This is a genomic window from Thalassovita sp., assembly GCF_034670005.1.
Lineage (GTDB): Bacteria > Pseudomonadota > Alphaproteobacteria > Rhodobacterales > Rhodobacteraceae > Thalassobius.
In genome coordinates this window covers 342,440-362,220 of the sequence record NZ_JAXMOH010000003.1, presented here as the reverse complement: position 1 = coordinate 362,220, position 19,781 = coordinate 342,440, and the positions used below count along the sequence as shown (strand labels likewise).

Below are 19,781 nucleotides of genomic sequence, written 5' to 3'. Positions count from 1 at the left end.
ACCCGTACCGATGCCTGCCAAGATATCCCGTTCCGATTATGCCGCCATGTACGGCCCCACCACCGGCGACAGGCTGCGCCTGGCCGATACCGACCTGATCATCGAGGTTGAACGCGACCTGATCGCCGAACGCGCCGGTGCCGCCGCCAGCGGCGGGTCTGGGGCCAATGCGCTGGCCTATGGCGAAGAAGTCAAGTTCGGCGGTGGCAAGGTGATCCGCGACGGCATGGGGCAATCCCAGGTCACCCGCGCGGGCGGCGCGGTGGACACCGTCATCACCAACGCGCTGATCGTCGATCACACAGGCATCTACAAAGCCGATGTCGGGCTGAAGAACGGCCGCATCGCCAAGATCGGCAAGGCGGGCAATCCCGATACGCAACCGGGTGTCGACATCATCGTCGGACCGGGCACAGAGGTGATCGCGGGCGAAGGCCGCATCCTGACCGCTGGCGGGTTCGACAGCCATATTCATTTCATCTGCCCGCAGCAGATCGAGGACGCGCTGCATTCGGGCCTGACCACCATGCTCGGCGGCGGCACCGGCCCGGCGCATGGCACGCTGGCCACCACCTGCACCCCGGGCCCGTGGCATATCGGCCGGATGCTGCAGGCCGCGGACGCCTTCCCGATGAACCTCGCTTTTGCGGGAAAGGGCAACGCCTCGCTTCCGGCGGCGCTGGAGGAACAGATCAAGGGCGGCGCCTGTGCGCTGAAACTGCACGAAGACTGGGGCACCACCCCCGCCGCCATCGATTGCTGCCTGTCGGTCGCTGACGCCTGGGACGTGCAGGTGATGATCCACACCGATACGCTGAACGAATCCGGTTTTGTCGAACACACCGTGGCGGCGATGAAGGGCCGCACCATCCACGCCTTCCATACCGAGGGCGCGGGCGGTGGCCACGCCCCCGACATTATCAAGATCTGCGGCGAAGACCACGTGCTGCCGTCCTCGACTAACCCGACGCGGCCGTTCACGGTCAACACCGTCGATGAACATCTCGACATGCTGATGGTCTGTCACCATCTGGACAAATCAATCCCCGAAGACGTCGCTTTCGCCGAAAGCCGGATCCGTCGCGAAACCATCGCCGCCGAGGACATTCTGCACGATATGGGCGCCTTCAGCATTATCGCCAGCGACAGTCAGGCGATGGGCCGGGTGGGCGAGGTGCTGATCCGCACCTGGCAGACCGCCGACAAGATGAAGAAACAGCGCGGGCGTTTGCCCGAGGAGGTCGGCGAAAACGACAATTTCCGCGTCCGCCGCTATATCGCCAAATACACCATCAACCCGGCCATCGCGCATGGCATCAGCCACGAAATCGGCAGTATCGAGGAAGGCAAGCGCGCCGATCTGGTGCTATGGAACCCGGCGTTTTTCGGGGTAAAACCGGAAATGGTTCTGATGGCAGGCACAATCGTGATGGCGCAGATGGGCGATCCCAACGCGTCGATTCCAACGCCGCAACCGGTGTACAGCCGCCCGATGTTCGGCGCCTATGGCCGGTCGGTGGAACAATCCGCCGTCACCTTCGTGTCCGCCGCCGCGCAGGCCGAGGGCATCGGCGCCACGCTGGGGCTGGCGAAACAGACCGTCGCGGTGCAGAACACCCGCAATATCGGCAAAAAGGACCTGAGGCTGAATGACGCCACCCCGCATATCGAGGTCAATCCCGAAACCTACGAGGTGCGCGCCGACGGCGAATTGCTGACCTGCCAACCGGCAGATGTTCTGCCGATGGCACAGCGTTATTTCATGTTCTAATGGCTCAGCGAAGACGACACCAATCGGCGGATCGGCCAACCCGGACGGTCCAGCTGCGGCCGGATCGGCAGGCAGCGCACGCTCTGGCTGACCTTTTGCCGCCAGAACCGGGGATTGTCCCTGACTTTTTCGGGCAGGCGGTCCTTGTCGAACACCAACTCCCGACGTTCGATCAGTTCGATGCGGTGGAAGCGTCCGGCTGGCACTGGCCCTTCGAAGCTCAGGATCGCGGCCTGAACCGCCGCCTCCTTTTCACGCAAACGCGCGATTTCTTCACGAATGTCGGCAAGCTCGTCCGCAAGGCCAAATTTCATCATCATGAGTACTTCCCCTTTTACCGTTTAAACGCTTCTTGTTGTTTTTTTAGACGACGGATGCAGACCAAAGTTTAACAAATCTCAATCCCGGTCTGACACAGGATATATGCAATGACCCTGCCAAATGCATACATGTTGCGAAAAAAAGGCGATTGGAGCGACTCCATCGGCAAGGTGGCGTTAACCTATGAGGAACGTTTCCTGCGCCGCAAAATGCTGCGAACGGTGCAGGGAGACAGGTTTCTGGTCGATCTGCAACAAACCACCTCTGTCGGTGATGGTGACGCCTTCGAACTGCAAGACGGGCGACGGATCGAAGTCAACGCGGCGGATGAAAACCTTCTGCAGATCACCGGTGACAACCTGCCCCGGCTGGCCTGGCATATCGGCAACCGCCACACCCCCTGCCAAATCGAAGCCGCCCGGCTGCTGATCCAGCGCGACCACGTGATCGAAGCGATGCTGCACCACTTGGGGGCCACGGTAAGCGAGGTCAGCGAACCCTTCCTCCCCGAAGGCGGCGCCTATGGTCATGGCCGCACTCATAGCCACGAACATGGCGCGACCCTGCACAGCCATGAAAACGGCCATGCTCATTCCCACGGACATGAACATGATCACTGAACAGGCTCTTCTGACTTTGGCGCAATGGCTGTCGCCCGCCTACCCGGTGGGGGCCTTCAGCTATAGCCACGGGCTGGAATGGGCGATTGAGGCCGGACAGGTGCAGGACGCCGACAGTTTCCGCGACTGGCTGGGCGATATCCTGCGCTTTGGAACGGGCCGCAACGACGCGATCCTGCTGGCCTGCGCCTATCGCGCCGACCCGGCTGCGCTGCGTGACATCGACGAGACCGCCCGCGCCTTTGCCGCGTCGAAGGAACGGCTGCTGGAAACCAATGCACAGGGGGCAGCGTTCTGCCGGACGACCACCGCGATCTGGGGCGATGACCTGCCTGATTTGACCTACCCGGTGGCCGTCGGCCATGCTGCCAGGCGTAACAATATCCCCCTGCGCCAGACCGGCGCGATGTATCTGCACGCCTTCGCCAGCAACCTGACCTCGGCGGCGATCCGGCTGGTGCCCCTGGGCCAGACCGAAGGTCAATCCATCGTGACCGCGCTCGCACCGCTTTGTGAAACCCTTGCTCGGGACACCGAGACGCTGGAGCTTGACGATCTGGGCGGTTCGGTCTTTCTGGCCGATATCGCCGCGATGAAACATGAAACCCAATATACAAGGCTGTTCCGTTCATGACTTCCCCTCACGGTCCTCTGCGCATCGGCATCGGCGGCCCGGTTGGCGCCGGGAAAACCACCCTCACCGCCGCCCTGTGCAAGGCGCTGTCGGGCCGCTATTCCATCGGCGCGATCACCAATGACATCTATACTCAGGAAGACGCCGAAGCGCTGATGCGGTTGCAGGTGCTGCCGCAGGACCGCATCATCGGGGTTGAAACCGGCGGCTGCCCGCATACGGCGATCCGCGAAGACGCTTCGATCAACCTCGCCGCCGTGGATGAAATGCGCAACCGCCACCCCGACCTCGATCTGGTACTGATTGAATCGGGGGGTGACAATCTCAGCGCCACGTTCAGCCCGGAACTGGCCGATCTGACCATCTATGTGATCGACGTGGCAGCAGGCGAAGAAATCCCGCGCAAGGGCGGTCCGGCGATCACCAAATCCGACATTCTGGTGATCAACAAAACCGATCTCGCCCCGCATGTCGGTGCGTCGTTGGAGGTGATGGACCGCGATGCGACGCGGATGCGCGCCGGGCGGCCCTTTGTCTTTACCGCGCTGCGCCGGGGTGACGGTATCGAACCGGTGATCGCCCTGATCGAAGACATCGGCGGGCTGGTCGCGGCAACTTGAACGCTTTGCCTGTTTTTTCGGCAGCGCCGCAGATAAGCTCGACCGGACAGACCCCGGCGCGCGTTTCGAAATGATCCGGATTTCCAGCTCCTTCATACTGGGCAAATGACCAATCAGACAGGTATCCAATGGCGATTATTGCTTCTATTCATCACCTGACTCATTACAAATATGACCGCCCCGTCAGCTTGGGCCCTCAGATCATACGCCTGCGCCCTGCACCGCATGGCAGAACACGGGTGATCAGCCATTCTCTGAAAGTCGGGCCGCAACCGCATTTCGTGAACCACCAGCAGGACCCGTATGGCAATTGGCAGGCGCGTTTCGTGTTTCCAGAACCGGTGCGGGAATTCAAGATCGAGGTCGATCTGACCGCCGATATGTCGGTCTATAATCCGTTCGATTTCTTCGTCGAGGAAAGCGCGGAAAACTGGCCCTTCACCTACCCGCTGGATTTCGATGAGGATCTGTCGATCTACCTCAAACCGGAACCGATGGGGCCGTTGATGGCCGATTTCGTCGCCGCGATCCCGCGCGACAGTTTGCGCACCACGGATAAGCTGGTGGCCCTGAATGCACTGGTAAGTTCCAATGTCGGCTATGTCATCCGCATGGAACCCGGGGTGCAAACGCCCGAGGAAACGCTGGAAATCGGCACCGGGTCGTGCCGTGATTCCAGCTGGCTTCTGGTGCAGGTGCTGCGCCATCTGGGCATCGCCGCGCGCTTCGTGTCGGGCTACCTGATTCAGCTGAAACCGGACCTTAAGGCCCTCGACGGTCCCTCGGGCACCGAACATGACTTCACCGATCTGCACGCCTGGGTCGAGGCCTTCATCCCCGGCGCCGGCTGGGTCGGGCTGGACCCGACCAGCGGGCTGCTGGCTGGCGAAAGCCATATCCCGCTGGCCGCCACGCCGCATTACCGCAACGCCGCGCCCATTTCCGGCATGGCCAGCGCCGCTGAGGTCGACTTCGACTTTGACATGACGGTCAAACGCACCGCCGAACATCCGCGCATCACCAAACCGTTTTCGGACGAAGCCTGGACCGACCTGCTGACCCTGGGGGCCAAGGTCGACGACAGCCTGAAAGACGGCGACGTGCGCCTGACCATGGGCGGTGAACCGACCTTCGTGTCGATCGACGATTTCGAAAGCGACGAATGGAACACCGCCGCCGTTGGTCCGATGAAACGCGATCTGGCCGACACCCTGATCCGGCGGCTGCAAAAACGCTTCGCCCCCGGTGGGTTCCTGCATTACGGACAGGGCAAATGGTATCCCGGTGAAACCCTGCCGCGCTGGACCTTTTCGCTCTATTGGCGCAAGGACGGCAAACCGATCTGGCACGATCCAGACCTGATCGCAACGGAAACCGCCCAGACCGGCGCCACTCATGACGATGCGGCCAAGCTGATGACCGGCATTGCCGAAACGCTCGGGGTGGATGCTGACATGGTGCAACCCGCCTTTGAAGACCCCGCCGAATGGATCGTGAAAGAAGGCAACCTGCCCGAAAACGTCACGCCGCAGAATTCGAAACTGAAAGACCCCGAAGAACGCAATCGCATCGCCCGTGTCTTTGGCCGCGGGCTGACCGATCCGGCGGGCTATGTGCTGCCGATCCAGCGCTGGCAATCCAAGGCGACCGGCCATGTCTGGCGGTCGGAAAAATGGAAAATGCGCCGCGGCCATCTGTTTCTGGTGCCCGGTGACAGCCCGGTCGGCTACCGCCTGCCGCTCGACGCGCTGCCGCATCTTCCGAAATCGCAATATCCCTATACCTATGTCACCGACCCGACGGTGCCGCGCGGCGACCTGCCCGATTTCGACAATAAACGTGAAAAACCCGAACCGACGCCGGAACATACCCAACCGGTGTCCAGCATCACCGCCGGGCGCGCCGGTCAGGATATTATCGAACAGGAACTCGGCGAAGTCGGCGGCGCGGTGCGCACCGCCCTGTCGGTCGAAGAACGCGATGGTCGCCTGTGCGTATTCATGCCGCCGGTCGAAGATGCCGAAGATTACCTTGAACTGGTCGCTGCCGCCGAAACGGCGGCCCGCAAACTGGGCCTGCCAGTGCATATCGAAGGCTACTCCCCGCCGCATGACCCGCGTATCAACGTGATCCGCGTCGCCCCCGATCCCGGCGTGATCGAGGTCAATATTCACCCCGCCGACAGTTGGGACGACTGCGTTGCCACCACCGAAGCCGTGTATGAAGAAGCCCGGCAATGCCGTCTGGGTGCCGATAAATTCATGCTCGACGGGCGTCACACCGGCACCGGTGGCGGCAATCACGTGGTCGTGGGCGGCGCCACGCCGCTCGACAGCCCGTTCCTGCGCCGCCCCGACCTGCTGCGGTCGCTGATCCTCTTCTGGCAGCGGCACCCATCGCTCAGCTACCTGTTCTCGGGCCTGTTCATCGGCCCGACCTCGCAGGCACCAAGGATCGACGAAGCCCGCCATGACAGCCTGTACGAGCTGGAAATCGCGCTGAGCCAGATTCCCGATCCCGACGAAGGTCCCGCACCGCAGCCGTGGCTGATCGACCGGCTGCTGCGCAACATGATGATCGACGTGACCGGCAACACCCACCGGGCCGAAATTTGCATCGACAAGCTCTATTCCCCCGACGGTCCCACCGGGCGGCTGGGTCTGGTTGAATTCCGTGGCTTTGAAATGCCGCCAAATCCACGCATGAGCCTTGCGCAGCAATTGCTGATCCGCGCCATCATCGCACGGATGTGGAAGGCCCCGATCAAAGGCAAACCGGTACGCTGGGGCACGGTGCTGCACGACCGGTACATGCTGCCGCATTTCTTGTGGGATGACCTGATGGACGTGTTACGCGACCTCGGAGATCACGGTTTTGACATGAACCCCGACTGGTTCAAGGCGCAGTCTGAATTCCGCTTCCCGTTCTGCGGCGAAGTCACCTATGAAGGCAACACGCTGGAACTACGTCAGGCGCTGGAACCGTGGCACGTGCTGGGCGAAACCGGCGCCATCGGCGGAACGGTACGCTACACCGACAGTTCGGTGGAACGGCTACAGGTCAAACTAAGCACCCCCACTCCAGATCGCTATGTCGTCACCTGCAATCAACGTACCGTGCCACTGGCCGCAACCGAAGAGGCCGGCACCTTTGTAGGCGCTGTCCGGTTCAAAGCCTGGCAACCGGCCGAGGCATTACATCCCGTTTTGCCGGTCAACGCGCCGCTGACCTTTGACATTTACGACAGCTGGACAGGCCGCGCTCTGGGCGGGTGCGTTTATCACGTTGCCCATCCCGGCGGGCGCAGTTACGAAACCTTTCCGGTCAATGGCAACGAAGCCGAAGCGCGCAGGCTTGCGCGGTTCGAACCGCACGGTCATACATCTGGGACATACATACCCGCGCCCGAGACAACGCATCCGGAATTTCCGCATACATTGGATCTCAGGCGCTCACCGGGGATCTGACCGCCGATGCCGGATGATGAGCAACGGATCAACCAGCCCGACCCGTCAAATTTGCCGGAAGGCTACAGCGTGCCTGACGGCACGGCGGATGAGCTGTTCGATGCTCAGGGGGTCATGCGGCCGGTCTGGCGCGATTTCATTGCCTACCTGAACCGGCTGGGACCGACCCAATGCGAAGCCCGGTTTCATCGCGGCAATCAATACCTGCGCGACATGGGGGTGTTTTTTCGCCGCTATTCCACGTCCTCTGGCGAAGACCGCGACTGGCCGCTCAGCCATATCCCGGTGTTGCTGCATGACAGCGACTGGGCCCGGATCGAAACCGGCCTGATTCAGCGTGCCAACCTGCTGGAACGGGTCGTGGCCGATATCTATGGCCCACAACGGCTGGTCCGCAACGGGCAGCTTCCTGCGGAACTGCTGGCGCAAAACCCCGAATGGCTGCGCCCGATGGTCGGCATCCGGCCCCGTTCGGGCCGGTACCTGCAACATCTGGCCTTCGAACTGGGCCGCAATCCAGATGGCAGCTGGTTCGTGCTGGGCGACCGCACTCAGGCGCCGTCGGGTGCCGGTTTCGCGCTGGAAAACCGCCGCGCCAGCGCGCATATGTATTCCGATTTCTTTCCCGACACCAATGTCCACCGGCTGGCCGGGTTCTTCCGCCGGTTCCGCGACGCGCTGCGCGGGATGAGCGATGGCGACATGCTGGCAATCCTGACCCCGGGGCCCAATAACGACGCCTATTTCGAACATGTCTTCATCGCCCGCTATCTTGGCCTGATGCTGCTGGAAGGCGAGGACCTGACCGTCCATAACGGTCAGGCCATGGTGCGCACCGTTTCGGGGTTGAAACCGGTGTCGATGTTGTGGCGGCGGATGGATGCGCAATTCGCGGACCCGCTGGAACTGAACGAAACCAGCCGGATCGGCACCCCGGGACTGGTCAGCGCGGTCCGCTCTGGCAGCCTTGCCCTCAGCAATGCTTTGGGCAGCGGCGTGCTGGAAACCCGCGCCCTGATGGCCTTCCTGCCGCGGCTGTCGGAAATCCTGCTGGGCCAGAAGCTGAAACTGCCCAATATCGCAACATGGTGGTGTGGCGACCCACGCGCCCGTGCCTATGTGCAAAACAACATCCACAAACTGGCGCTGGCCCCGGCTCTGACGACCGGATTGCCGCATGATTCCAATATCAGCGCAATGGGCCCGACCGGTATCAACGGCCTCACCCGCCCCGACGATTGGGACGGCACCCTTGTCGGTCAGGAGGCCGTCAGCCTGTCGACCACGCCCTGCTATGAAAATGGCCGATTGGTGCCGCGCCCCATGGTGCTGCGGGTGTTTCTGGCCCGCACCCCCACCGGCTGGGCGGTGATGCCCGGCGGCTATGCCCGGATCGGACCTGGCGGTGAAAATTCGGCACTGTCGATGCAACGGGGCGGATCGGTCGCCGATGTCTGGGTGGTGTCGGACAAAGACGTGCCGCGTGACCCGCTGGACCCCAACCGCGATACCTATCAGCGGGTGTTGCAGGGTGCCCTGCCCAGTCGCGCCGCCGACAACCTGTTCTGGCTGGGCCGCTATGTCGAACGGGCCGAAAGCACGATCCGCCTGATCCGCAGCTATCACCGCCGCATCAGCGAAGGCGAACCGGCCCATTCGCAGCGGTTACAGCATCTGGCGGCGCATCTCGACCGGCTTGGCGTAGATCTGGATCAGGATTTGCCCGAGGTGCTGATTCAGCAAATTGGTGCCGCAACCCACTGCGCCAGCAAGGTGCGCGACAGGTTCTCGGTCGATGCCTGGGTGGCGCTGAGCGATCTCAACCAGACGCTGACAGGGATGGCCGAAACCGTGCGCGCCGGCGACGATTGCGCCCGCGCGATGAGCGTTCTGCTGCGCAAATTGTCAGGCTTCGGCGGGCTGGTTCTGGAAAACATGTACCGGTCGTCCGGCTGGCGCTTTCTTGAATTCGGACGGGCGTTGGAACGGGCGATCACGCTGAACGATGTGTTGCAAAGCTTCACCGCTGCCGGGGCACCAAATGGCAGCCTCGATCTGGCGATCGAATATGGCGACAGCATATCCACCCACCAGCGGCTGTTTCTGGTCGATCCCAACCGTTACAGCGTGCTGGACCTGATGATGCTCGATCTGGGCAACCCCCGGTCGGTCCTGTTCCAAATTGACATCCTGTGCAGCCTGGTGCCCGATCTGCCGCGCAATCCCGACCACACGGAGTGGCGTGAAACCCTGTTCCGTCAGATCACAGCGGTTCAGCAATTCCTGATCGGCGCCCGACCCGAAGACATCGAGAGCACGGATTTCGACGATATCCGCCAGCGACTCTTTGAACTCAGCACCAGCCTGTCATCGATTTACATGAGGTGATGGTGATGCGGTACGAAATCAGGATGCAGCAGGACTACACCTATGCCGCCGCCTCTCATGCGGCGCGCAATCTTATCCGGGTCAGCCCTAGGCCGATCCCGGGACGTCAACAGGTGACGCACTGTAATGTGACGGTGTCGCCACCACCAAGCGAACGCAGAGACTGGTTGGATTTCTTCGGCAATCAGGTCACCGAAATCGCCTTTCAGATGCCGATCAACGCGCTCAGCGTGGCGCTTCTGACCGAAGTGGCCTGCACCTCGCCGCCACCGCTCGCGGCGTCGGATGGCGTGGCGCTGACTGATCTGCGGGCGCAATTGCATGCGGTCAGGAATATCGGACCGGAATCGCCGCATCACTTCCTCGCCGCGTCGCCACGGGTGCGCCCCCATGCCGACATGACGGCCTATGCCCGCGCCTCGATCAATGACGGCATGAGCGTGGTTCAGGCGGCGCTGGCAATCGGGCAGCGGCTGCATGAAGACATGACCTATGATGCTGACGCCACCGATGTCGATACCGCCACCGAAACGGCCTTCGCCAACCGCCACGGCGTTTGCCAGGATTTCAGCCATGTCATGATCGCCTGTCTGCGCGGCATCGGCATTCCGGCCGGATATGTCGGAGGGTACCTGCGCACCATTCCCCCAGAGGGTCAGCCGCGGCTGGAAGGCGCCGATGCAATGCATGCCTGGGTCCGCGTCTGGGGCGGGACGCAACTGGGGTGGCTGGAATATGATCCGACCAATGATCTGGTGGTGGGGGCCGATCACATCGTGTCGGCCTATGGCCGCGATTATTCCGACGTAGCACCTATCCGGGGCGTGGTGCGGATCGCGGGGGATCAGGTCAGTTCCCACCGCGTCGATGTCATCCCACTGGACTGATCAACCCGCCAGAGCCCGGGTGATGATCAGCTTCTGAATATCGCTGGTGCCCTCGTAAATCTGACAGACCCGCGCATCGCGGTAAATCCGTTCAACCGCGAAATCCTGCATGTAGCCATAGCCGCCAAAGGTCTGGATCGACGCGGAAATGATCCGTTCTGCTGCTTCCGAGGCGAACAGCTTGGCCATCGCCGCTTCGGTCAGGCAGGGAATGCCCGCATCCTTCATCCGGGCCGCGTTCAGCACAAGCTGCCGCGCTGCTTCCAGTTCGGTGCGCGCATCGGCCAGACGGAACCCGACGGCCTGATGAGCGATCAGCGGCTGACCGAAAGACTGCCGGTCCTTGGCATAGTCGATCGCCATATCCAGCGCCGCCTGCGCCATGCCGACCGATTGCGACGCGATACCGATGCGGCCGGTCTCTAAGCTTGACAAGGCGATGCGATAGCCATCGCCTTCTGCGCCGATCCGCATATCGGCGGGCACCCTCATGTCCTCGAACCGCAAGGCACAAGTGTCGGAACAGCGCTGACCCAGCTTTTCCTCGACCGACGTGACGTGATAGCCGGGGGTGTCGGTTTTGACCAGAAACGCGGTGATCCCGTTCTTGCCTTCGCTGCCTTCCATGCGGGCAAAGACCACCACCCATTCACCGATCTGGCCCGAGGTGATGAACGCCTTTTCGCCGTTGATCACGTAATCGTCGCCATCCCGTCGCGCCCGGCTGCGGATGGCCGAGGCATCGGACCCGGCATGGGGTTCGGTCAGGGCGAAGGCCCCGATGAACTTTCCCGCGGTAGCGGGGCGCAACACCCGGTCTTTCTGTTCATCACTGCCATAGCGTTGCAGGATCGCGTTGAAGGGCGCGTTATGCACGCTCATCACAGTGGAAACCGCACCGTCCCCGGCGGCGATTTCGATCAGAGCCAGCGCATAGGACACGTAATCGGCCCCGACACCGCCCAGATCTTCCGGCACCGTCATGCCAAGGAACCCCAGTTCGCCCATCTGTGCCAGAATCTCAGGTTCGATAACCTTCGAGCGATCCCGCGCCGCCGCGCCCGGTGCCAGCACATCACGGGCAAACCCCCGCGCCATATCCTGAATCATCTGTTGATCTTCGGTCAGTACGGTCATGATGAAGCCTCCCCGCTGCCATTTCCCGATTGGCCGGCAAGATGTCAGAACCCCGGCCCAACGCAAAGAGGGTATCGGCGCAAAACCTTGCAGGAGTTTTGCAAGCCCCCCGATCCCGGCCCGTTCCGTCATCGGCAGACAGGAAGAACCCGATACGCCGGGACGTATCGGGTTCCAATTGGACGTGGTTGGGGTCAGACCTGCGGGGCACGGCCTGCCGCTAAGTTTCCTTGCCGATCAGGCGACTACCTTCAGCGGCTTGAAATCCGCTTGCGGGTCTTGTTCCGCGAAACTCGGCATGATCAACAGCTCCGCTTGGTCCTGCGCGGGCTCTTCTTGGTCCAGCTTGAAGAAGGAAATCGTCTGTTCCAGCAAATCCGCCTGGCTCGACAGTTCGACTGCATTGGCGGCCAGTTCCTCTGACGCGGCGCCGGTTTGCTGCGCCACTTGATCAAGTTGTTCGATCGCCGTCGCAACCTGATCAACCCCGATCGACTGTTCGCGCGCGCTGGCCGAAATGCTGGAAACAAGGGCCGAGGTCTTTTCGATATCAGGGACCAGCTTTGACAGCTTTTCACCGGCGCTGGTTGCGGATGTCGTCGTGTTCCGCGACAGCGTTGAAATTTCTTCCGCCGCCTGCTGACAATTTTCGGCAAGCTTGCGCACCTCTTGCGCCACCACCGCAAATCCGCGCCCGTGTTCGCCGGCACGGGCGGCTTCCACTGCGGCGTTCAACGCCAAAAGATCGGTCTGACGGGCGATTTCCTGGACCACCGTGATGGTGTTCGCGATGGTCTGCATTGATTGCACCGCCTCTGCCACGGTTTCTCCGGTCTGGCGCGCGTCCTCTGCGGCACGTTTCGCCATGTCCTCGGTTTCCATCGCGTTGCGGGCGCTGCTTTGCACGTTGGCCGCCATCTGGGTCATTGATGCGGACACTTCTTCGCTGCTCGCCGCCTGATCGACAGCGCCCCGGTTCAGCTGCTCGGAGGTCGCGGATGTCTGTCCTGCGGCAGCAGCCACGTTGCGCGCCGAATCGGTCACATCACCCACCACGTCCCGCAGTTTCAGAACCATCGAGTTGAGCGACCCGACCAATTGGCCGATTTCATCATGCGACCGCACGGTGGCCGTTTCCCGAAGATCGCCTGCGGCCACATTCCCAGCCAGTCGCAACGCCGCACCGAGTTGCCGCTTCAGCTTGCGGTTAAACATCAAAAGCACGATCAGCGCCAAACCGATCGCCGCAATGCTAAGGCCGACGATTGCCTTGGTCAGATCGCTGGCCAGCGCTTCGGCCTCATAGGTCATCGCGTCTGCCTCGCGCTGCTGATATTCCATCAGGCGCTTGACTGCAAAATACATCGGTTCGAACTCATACGAATAATCAAAAAAGACATAGTTTTGCAGCGCATCAGCGTCTTCCGCTTGCAGCAATGCCTCCAGTTTGTTCAGCCCCTTTTCAGCATCCGGCCGGGCTGCTTGCAGGTCTTCAAAGATCGCGGCTTCCCCGGGGGACAGATCATTTTCCGTATAGGCGGCCCAGTTCTTTTCGATTTCGGCATGAACCGCCTGTAGCTCGGCCAGCGCTTGCGCCCAGCTTTGTTCGCCATGCACCGGAGAAGACGCCACGCGCACCGCGTCAACCGCATAGCCGGTGGAAATCTCTTTCAGATGGATCAGCGGCACGACGCGATCAAAGTGAACAGAATGCAGACGTGCAGTGATCGAGGTCATGCCGTGATAGCCCGCGATCCCGATCACGATCATCGCAACAAAGGAAATGGCCTGAATGGACAGGATTTTTGCCGAGACGCTTTGGAACAGACCTGGACGGCGACTACGAAACTGACTCATCGAAAAAACTCCTGCCATGGGCACAAACCGAACAAGCACATCTGCCTGACCTTTGATGTTCAATTAGAAATACGCCCACTCACAAGTTCATATTAGGAAACTATTTTTAATTTCATTAAATGAAAATTATTGCAGAATATTTTCCAATCATTTCACAAAATTCGACCAAACACCTCATAATGCTTACAAATCAGGCAGCTGCCTTTATCGCGTGTCCTGAAAATTCTGGACCGCAAAGACGAACTCGTACCCCTGAATGTGGGATTTGGAAGGTCTTGCAGACTTCCGCCGCAGCCCGCGCCGCGCCGCGCCGGTTACTTATTCGCGGAAACCCAAAGAAAAAGACCCCGGTGAAATCACCAGGGTCCAGGGGGCGCTTGATCAACGCGTGAGGAAATACTTACCAGATGCTCGGGCCTTTGTCGGCAAAGGCATGAGCCAGGAAATCAATGAAGGCACGGACCTTGGGCTGGGTGAACCGGCCCGGCGGATACACCGCATAGATGCCTTGGGTTTCCATCGGCAACTCGGGGATCACGTCCTCGACCAGACCCTGTTTCATCGCATCGGCATAAAGGTAGCTGGGCAGATAGGCGATCCCCAGCCCCGACACCGCCGCATTCAGCAGTGACTGTCCGTCATTCACGCTCAGCCAGCCGGCGGTGCGGACCTGCCGCTTTTCGCCCGACGGCGCGGTCAGTTTCCAGACATTGCCGTTCGACTGGTTGGAATAATGCAGCAGCTTGTGTTCGTTCAGATCGTCGATCTTCTGCGGCCGGCCATGTTGTTCGAAATATTTCGGGCTGGCGATCATCCGCTTGGTGGTCTCGGTCAGCTTGCGGGCGCGCAGGGTGCTGTCTTCCAGCTCACCGATGCGGATCGCCATGTCGAACCCTTCGCTGATCAGTTCCACGTAACGGTTGTTCAGCACCATATTGACGGTGATGTCGGGGAAATCGGACAGGAATTCGCCCAGGATCGGGGACAAATGATTGACACCGAAATCGGTGGCGACGCTGATCCGCAACAGGCCCGAGGGGGCCGATTGCATCGAACTGACCAAGGCGTCGGCTTCACCGGCATCGGTCAGAACCCGGCGGGCGCGGTCGTAATAGGCCAGCCCGATCTCGGTCGGGCTAACCCGGCGGGTTGTGCGGTTCAGCAAACGGGCACCAAGGCGCGCTTCCAGACTGGAAACATGCTTTGAAACAGCGGATTTCGAAATCCCCATTTTCTTGGCCGCATCGGTGAAGCCTCCTTGGTCCACTACGGTGGCGAAAGCTTCCATTTCGGTCAGGCGATCCATCTGCGTACCCTTCAGTATTGCGTCTTCAGCATCCGGTATCACGGTGAAATCGGGCAGCACTGGGGCAAGCACTGGACAATATCGGGGTAAAGTCAGGGATCGTTAATGGCACGGAAACAAGGAAACGCTGTGTTGCACGGATCGATTGTTTCTAAAACAGAACCGTAATTACGGTGATCCACAGCGGCAAAGTGGCCGCAGCCAGCAGGGTCGACTGCGCCACTAATGTTGCCGCCAATTCGCGATCCGCGCCAAAGCCCGCAGCCAAAACATGCGCCGCCGACGCCGTAGGCAAGGCCGCAAACAGGATCAGCGTGCGGGCAATTGCCTCCCCCGGTTCAACGACAAGGCACAGCGAAAGTGCCGCAACCGGGGCTGCAATCAATTTCGTCGCCACGATAATGGCGCTGAACCGGGTCATCCGGGCCAAAGCGCCCCAGTTCATTGTTGCGCCAACGGAAATCAACGCCACCGGAATCGCAGCCCGCGACAACATTTCCAGCGGCGCCATCACCGGCACCGGGATCGACAGCCCGCTGACCCCGACAATCACGCCCGATACCGACGCCAGAAGGAATGGATTTGTTGCCACCTTGAAAACAGTCTGCCGCCAATTGCCGCTGCCGCGCGACAGCGCCGTCACCGCCAGCAGGTTGGCCATCGGGATCGCCATCCCCACCGCCACCGCCAATTCCCCCACCGGGGCCGGGTGCAGCGTTTCCACTGCGACGAACCCCAGCGCGGTATTGAACCGCCACGCGGTCTGCCACGCGCCCGCGAAATCGCGGAAACTGTCGGGGCCGAAACGCCGCGCCAGATATCCCAGCGACATTGCAAACAGCAGGATCGCCCAAACCGCCGGGCCGATCCGCGCCATATCCGTAAGGGCAATCGGACGGCTGGATGCAGCCACGAAAATCAGCGCCGGAAACAGGATTTCGAAATTCAGCCGGTCCAGCCCCTGCCAGGCATTCGCCGACAACCGGTTGCGGATCAGCCCGCCCAGACCCACCATTATGAAACTGGGCAACAGCCCCAGCAGGATCGAGATGAAAACCATGATGCCCCCTATTGACATCTAACGGCGCGGACCGGGCGCGAACAAGCGCAAAGCGCCCGGACTCAGGCCGGTTGCACCGCGCCGAACAGCCTGTCGAAGGCTGCCTCGCCCGCCGGGCTGAACCAGACCACCCGGCTGCCTTTGTCCCGCCGGGCCCAGCCCCGGGCGATGAAATGGCTCAGCATGGCCCGGCCCAACTGCCCTGCCAGATGCGATTGCCGCGCGCTCCAGTCCAGGCATTCGCGGCACATCGGCGCCTTGCTGCGCGGCAGAGCGCCCAAGTCGATGCCCAAGGAGGCGACGAAGTCGGTGCCCGCCGGGGTCAGCGCCAGCGCCTCGCCCTCCTGCCGCAGATATCCCCGGCCCAGCATCGCGGCATACATCCGCACGCCCATTTCCCCGGCCAGATGGTTGTAACAGACCCGCGCCCGGCGCATCGCCACGTCCTTCGGCCCGGTCCGCGTGCGCAGATGCCCGGCCCCGGCCGCCAGCCCCATCAGCGCCTCAAGCACCCCGGCGACCTCATCCCCCGCCAGCCGGAAATATTTGTGCCGCCCCGATTTGCGCATGCCAATCAGCCCGCCCTGGTCCAGCTTGGCCAGATGGGCCGAGGTCGTCTGCAGGCTGACCCCAGCCTCCTGCGCCAATTCGCTGGCGGTCAGCGCCTTGCCCGCCATCAGCGCGGTCAGGATATTGGCGCGGGCGGGATCGCCGATCAGGGCGGCGATGCGGGCGATATCGGGACCTTCTTTCATAGTTCGATCATGACCGAAGCATTCCATCCGGACAAGCCGCTATAGGTCGGCCATCGCGACAAAGGAGACCGCACATGCTGACCTGCATCATCCGCTACCAGATCGACCCGACCAAGAAGGCCCAATTCGAAACCTATGCCCGCAACTGGGGTCAGTCGATCCCACGCAACGGCGCCGAACTGGTCGGCTATTACGCCCCGCACGAAGGATCGACAACGCTCGCCTATGGCATCTACAACGTGCCCAGCCTTGCCGATTACGAATCCTATCGCGCCCGGCTGGCCGCCGATCCGCTGGGACGGGAAAATTATGAATTTGCCCAACGCGAAGGCTTCCTGTTGCGCGAAGACCGCTGCTTTTTCAAACTGGCCTCGACCCCGCACGGAGAACAATCATGATCGCGATCATTTTCGAAGTCCACATTGCCGAGGGGCGCAAGCCCGAATACCTCGACATCGCCGCCGACCTGAAACCATTGCTGGAACAGGTCGAGGGTTTCATTTCGGTCGAACGGTTCCAGAGCCTGAACGATCCCGACAAACTGTTGTCGCTGTCCTTCTTCCGCGACGAAGAGGCGGTGCAGACCTGGCGTAACCTGGCCGAACACCGCGTCGCGCAGGCCAAGGGCCGGGCGGGCATCTTTTCCGATTACCGGCTGAAGGTGGTTCAGGTGCTGCGCGATTACGGCATGACCGATCGGGACGAGGCCCCAAAGCCACAGGCATAGAGCTTCCTCGGGGTTCCCGCGCCGCTTTCATCTTGGCCAAAATACTCTGGGGGGAATTGGCCGCAGGCCAAGGGGGGCAACGCCCCCGCACCCCAACCTTAAAGTGCCGCCGCCAGCCGCGTGCCCTGATTGATCGCCCGCTTTGCGTCCAGTTCCGCCGCAACGTCGGCACCGCCGATCACGTGGCAGGAAATGCCTTCCGCTTGTAGCGCGTCGGCCAGCGACCGTTCGCTCAGCTGCCCGGCGCACAGGACCACCGTGTCGCATTCGATCACCCGCGGATTTTCCCGCGCCTCGCCGAAACTGATATGCAGGCCCGCGTCGTCGATCTTTTCGTAATTCACGCCGCCGATCATTTCGACGTCTTTCATTTTCAGCGTCGCGCGATGAATCCAGCCGGTGGTCTTGCCCAATCCTTTGCCCAGCGCCTTGGCCTTGCGCTGCATCAGCGTGACCTGGCGCACCGGCGCATCCGGTTGCGGCCCTTCGGGCGCCAAACCGCCACGCACCATCTCGGGATCGGCAACACCCCATTCCTTCAACCATTCCGGCAGATCCAGCGTCGGGCTGTCACCGGTGACCAGAAATTCGGCCACGTCGAACCCGATACCACCGGCACCGATGATTGCCACCTTCTGCCCGACCTCGGCCTTGTCGCGCAGCACGTCGATATAGTTCAGGACATTGTCCCGGTCCTGCCCCGGAATACCCGGGTCACGCGGCAGGACGCCGGTGGCAATGATCACCTCGTCAAAGCCTTTCAGATCGTCGACCCCGGCTTCGGCGTTCAGCTTCACGGTAATGCCCGCATCGGCGACCATATTGGCGAACCAATCGACCAGCCCGTTGAATTCTTCCTTGCCCGGGACCTGCCGCGCCATATTCAACTGCCCGCCGATCCGGTTGGATTTGTCGAACAGGGTGACCGCATGGCCACGTTCCGCCGCGGTCAGCGCCGCAGACAAACCGGCCGGTCCCGCCCCGACAACGGCGATGCTTTTGGGCCGTTCGGTCGGGGTGATCGCCAATTCGGTCTCATGACAGGCGCGTGGATTGACCAGACAAGAGGTCAGCTTGCCGCCGAATGTGTGATCCAGACAGGCCTGATTGCAGCCGATACAGGGCGCGATATGATCGGACTGTCCGGTCTCTGCCTTGACCACGAAATCGGCATCGGCCAGCAGCGGGCGCGCCATCGACACCATGTCGGCACAGCCCTCGGCCAGAACCTCTTCACCCACTTCGGGCGTATTGATCCGGTTCGAGGTAACGACCGGAATGCCGACCTTGCCCATCAGTTTCTTGGTGACCCAGGCAAAGGCACGGCGCGGCACCGATGTGGCAATGGTGGGAACCCGCGCCTCGTGCCAGCCGATACCGGTGTTGATGATCGTTGCGCCCGCCTTTTCGATCTCTTGCGCCAGTTGAACCACCTCTTCAAAGGTCGATCCGTCAGGCACCAGGTCGATCATCGACAGACGATAGATGATGATGAAATCCTCTCCCACCGCTGCGCGCACACGCCGCACAACCTCGATCGGCAGCCGCATCCGGTTTTCATAGGACCCGCCCCAGCGGTCGGTCCGCTTGTTGGTATGGGTTACCAGGAACTGGTTGAGGAAATAGCCCTCCGATCCCATGATCTCGACCCCGTCATAGCCCGCCTTGCGCGACCGCACGGCAGCGTTGACGATATCGCCGATCTGCTTTTCGATGCCGTCCTCGTCCAGCTCGTTTGGCGGGAAGGGAGAAATCGGAGATTTGACCGCCGAGGGCGCGACGCATTTGGGGCCAAAGGCATAGCGTCCAGCATGCAGGATCTGCATCGCGATCTTGCCGCCCGCATCATGCACCGCCTTGGTGACAACCGAATGGTTCTGCACGTCATCATCGCTGACCATCATCGCCGCGCCGGGGGCCACCGATCCTTCCAGATTGGGGCCGATCCCGCCGGTCACCATCAGACCGATACCGCCACGGGCCCGGGCGGCATAGAATTCAGCCACCCGCGGCCAATCCCTGGTTTCTTCCAGCCCGGTATGCATCGACCCCATCAGGACCCGGTTCTTCAACGTGGTGAATCCCAGATCAAGCGGGGCGAGTAGGTGCGGATAAGTGGTCATGACATGCCTCCCTGCAATTGGCCGGTATCTGGCCCGAGGCCGCGCGGATTGTCATCCAAAACGCAGCGTAAAGCGAAGGCAGGGCGCAACAAGGCGCAAGTCGGGCCA

16 protein-coding genes are annotated in these 19,781 nt (G+C 61.5%); 9 read left to right on the top strand and 7 right to left on the bottom strand.

Going from position 1 to position 19,781, the window contains the following annotated elements; genetic code table 11:
• The first annotated feature begins 10 nt into the window (after positions 1–10).
• A complete protein-coding gene (gene ureC, locus VOI23_RS09225; protein WP_323784379.1) occupies positions 11–1,771 on the top strand; it encodes an urease subunit alpha in 1,761 nt (586 codons plus the stop codon).
• Here the strand turns inward: ureC and VOI23_RS09220 are convergent.
• Positions 1,768–2,091 (bottom strand): hypothetical protein, encoded by a 324-nt coding sequence (locus VOI23_RS09220; protein WP_323784377.1) that lies wholly within the window; start codon positions 2,089–2,091, stop codon positions 1,768–1,770. The genes ureC and VOI23_RS09220 overlap by 4 nt on opposite strands.
• A gap of 108 nt (positions 2,092–2,199) precedes the next feature.
• On the opposite strand from VOI23_RS09220, the gene ureE reads away from it, so the two are divergent.
• From ureE to VOI23_RS09190, 6 genes are all read left to right on the top strand, one after another.
• A complete protein-coding gene (ureE, locus tag VOI23_RS09215; RefSeq protein ID WP_323784375.1) occupies positions 2,200–2,712 on the top strand; it encodes an urease accessory protein UreE in 513 nt (170 codons plus the stop codon).
• On the top strand, positions 2,678–3,346 hold the full coding sequence (locus VOI23_RS09210) for an urease accessory protein UreF (RefSeq protein ID WP_323784373.1): 669 nt from the start codon (positions 2,678–2,680) through the stop codon (positions 3,344–3,346). Before ureE ends, VOI23_RS09210 begins: the two co-directional genes overlap by 35 nt.
• Complete coding sequence (gene ureG, locus VOI23_RS09205; RefSeq protein ID WP_323784371.1) at positions 3,343–3,966, top strand: urease accessory protein UreG; 624 nt, start codon at positions 3,343–3,345, stop codon at positions 3,964–3,966. The genes VOI23_RS09210 and ureG overlap by 4 nt, the downstream gene beginning before the upstream one ends.
• 128 nt (positions 3,967–4,094) lie before the next feature.
• On the top strand, positions 4,095–7,433 hold the full coding sequence (locus tag VOI23_RS09200; protein WP_323784368.1) for a transglutaminase family protein: 3,339 nt from the start codon (positions 4,095–4,097) through the stop codon (positions 7,431–7,433).
• A gap of 6 nt (positions 7,434–7,439) precedes the next feature.
• Positions 7,440–9,821: a circularly permuted type 2 ATP-grasp protein gene (locus VOI23_RS09195; protein WP_323784366.1), complete on the top strand. Its 2,382-nt coding sequence runs from the start codon at positions 7,440–7,442 to the stop codon at positions 9,819–9,821.
• 5 nt (positions 9,822–9,826) lie between these two features.
• Positions 9,827–10,708 (top strand): transglutaminase family protein, encoded by an 882-nt coding sequence (locus VOI23_RS09190; RefSeq protein ID WP_323784364.1) that lies wholly within the window; start codon positions 9,827–9,829, stop codon positions 10,706–10,708.
• Here VOI23_RS09190 and VOI23_RS09185 read toward each other — a convergent pair whose 3' ends face one another.
• The 5 genes from VOI23_RS09185 to VOI23_RS09165 form a co-directional block, all read right to left on the bottom strand.
• Complete coding sequence (locus tag VOI23_RS09185; protein ID WP_323784362.1) at positions 10,709–11,845, bottom strand: acyl-CoA dehydrogenase family protein; 1,137 nt, start codon at positions 11,843–11,845, stop codon at positions 10,709–10,711. It lies immediately after the preceding gene.
• Positions 11,846–12,082: 237 nt separating this feature from the next.
• Positions 12,083–13,702 carry a methyl-accepting chemotaxis protein gene (locus VOI23_RS09180; RefSeq protein WP_323784360.1) on the bottom strand — a complete coding sequence of 540 codons (1,620 nt, stop codon included), beginning with the start codon at positions 13,700–13,702 and terminating at the stop codon, positions 12,083–12,085.
• A gap of 400 nt (positions 13,703–14,102) precedes the next feature.
• Complete coding sequence (locus VOI23_RS09175) at positions 14,103–15,008, bottom strand: LysR family transcriptional regulator (protein ID WP_323784359.1); 906 nt, start codon at positions 15,006–15,008, stop codon at positions 14,103–14,105.
• Between the two features lie 151 nt (positions 15,009–15,159).
• Positions 15,160–16,068 (bottom strand): AEC family transporter, encoded by a 909-nt coding sequence (locus VOI23_RS09170; protein ID WP_323784358.1) that lies wholly within the window; start codon positions 16,066–16,068, stop codon positions 15,160–15,162.
• Positions 16,069–16,130: 62 nt separating this feature from the next.
• Positions 16,131–16,823 carry a winged helix-turn-helix domain-containing protein gene (locus VOI23_RS09165; protein WP_323784357.1) on the bottom strand — a complete coding sequence of 231 codons (693 nt, stop codon included), beginning with the start codon at positions 16,821–16,823 and terminating at the stop codon, positions 16,131–16,133.
• Between the two features lie 74 nt (positions 16,824–16,897).
• On the opposite strand from VOI23_RS09165, the gene VOI23_RS09160 reads away from it, so the two are divergent.
• Both VOI23_RS09160 and VOI23_RS09155 read left to right on the top strand, forming a co-directional pair.
• A complete protein-coding gene (locus VOI23_RS09160) occupies positions 16,898–17,221 on the top strand; it encodes an NIPSNAP family protein (RefSeq protein WP_323784356.1) in 324 nt (107 codons plus the stop codon).
• Positions 17,218–17,550, top strand: coding sequence for an antibiotic biosynthesis monooxygenase (locus VOI23_RS09155; RefSeq protein WP_323784355.1), 333 nt, complete (start codon positions 17,218–17,220; stop codon positions 17,548–17,550). The genes VOI23_RS09160 and VOI23_RS09155 overlap by 4 nt, the downstream gene beginning before the upstream one ends.
• A gap of 98 nt (positions 17,551–17,648) precedes the next feature.
• On the opposite strand, the gene VOI23_RS09150 is transcribed toward VOI23_RS09155, so the two are convergent.
• Positions 17,649–19,673 (bottom strand): NADPH-dependent 2,4-dienoyl-CoA reductase, encoded by a 2,025-nt coding sequence (locus VOI23_RS09150; RefSeq protein WP_323784354.1) that lies wholly within the window; start codon positions 19,671–19,673, stop codon positions 17,649–17,651.
• Positions 19,674–19,781: the final 108 nt, after the last annotated feature.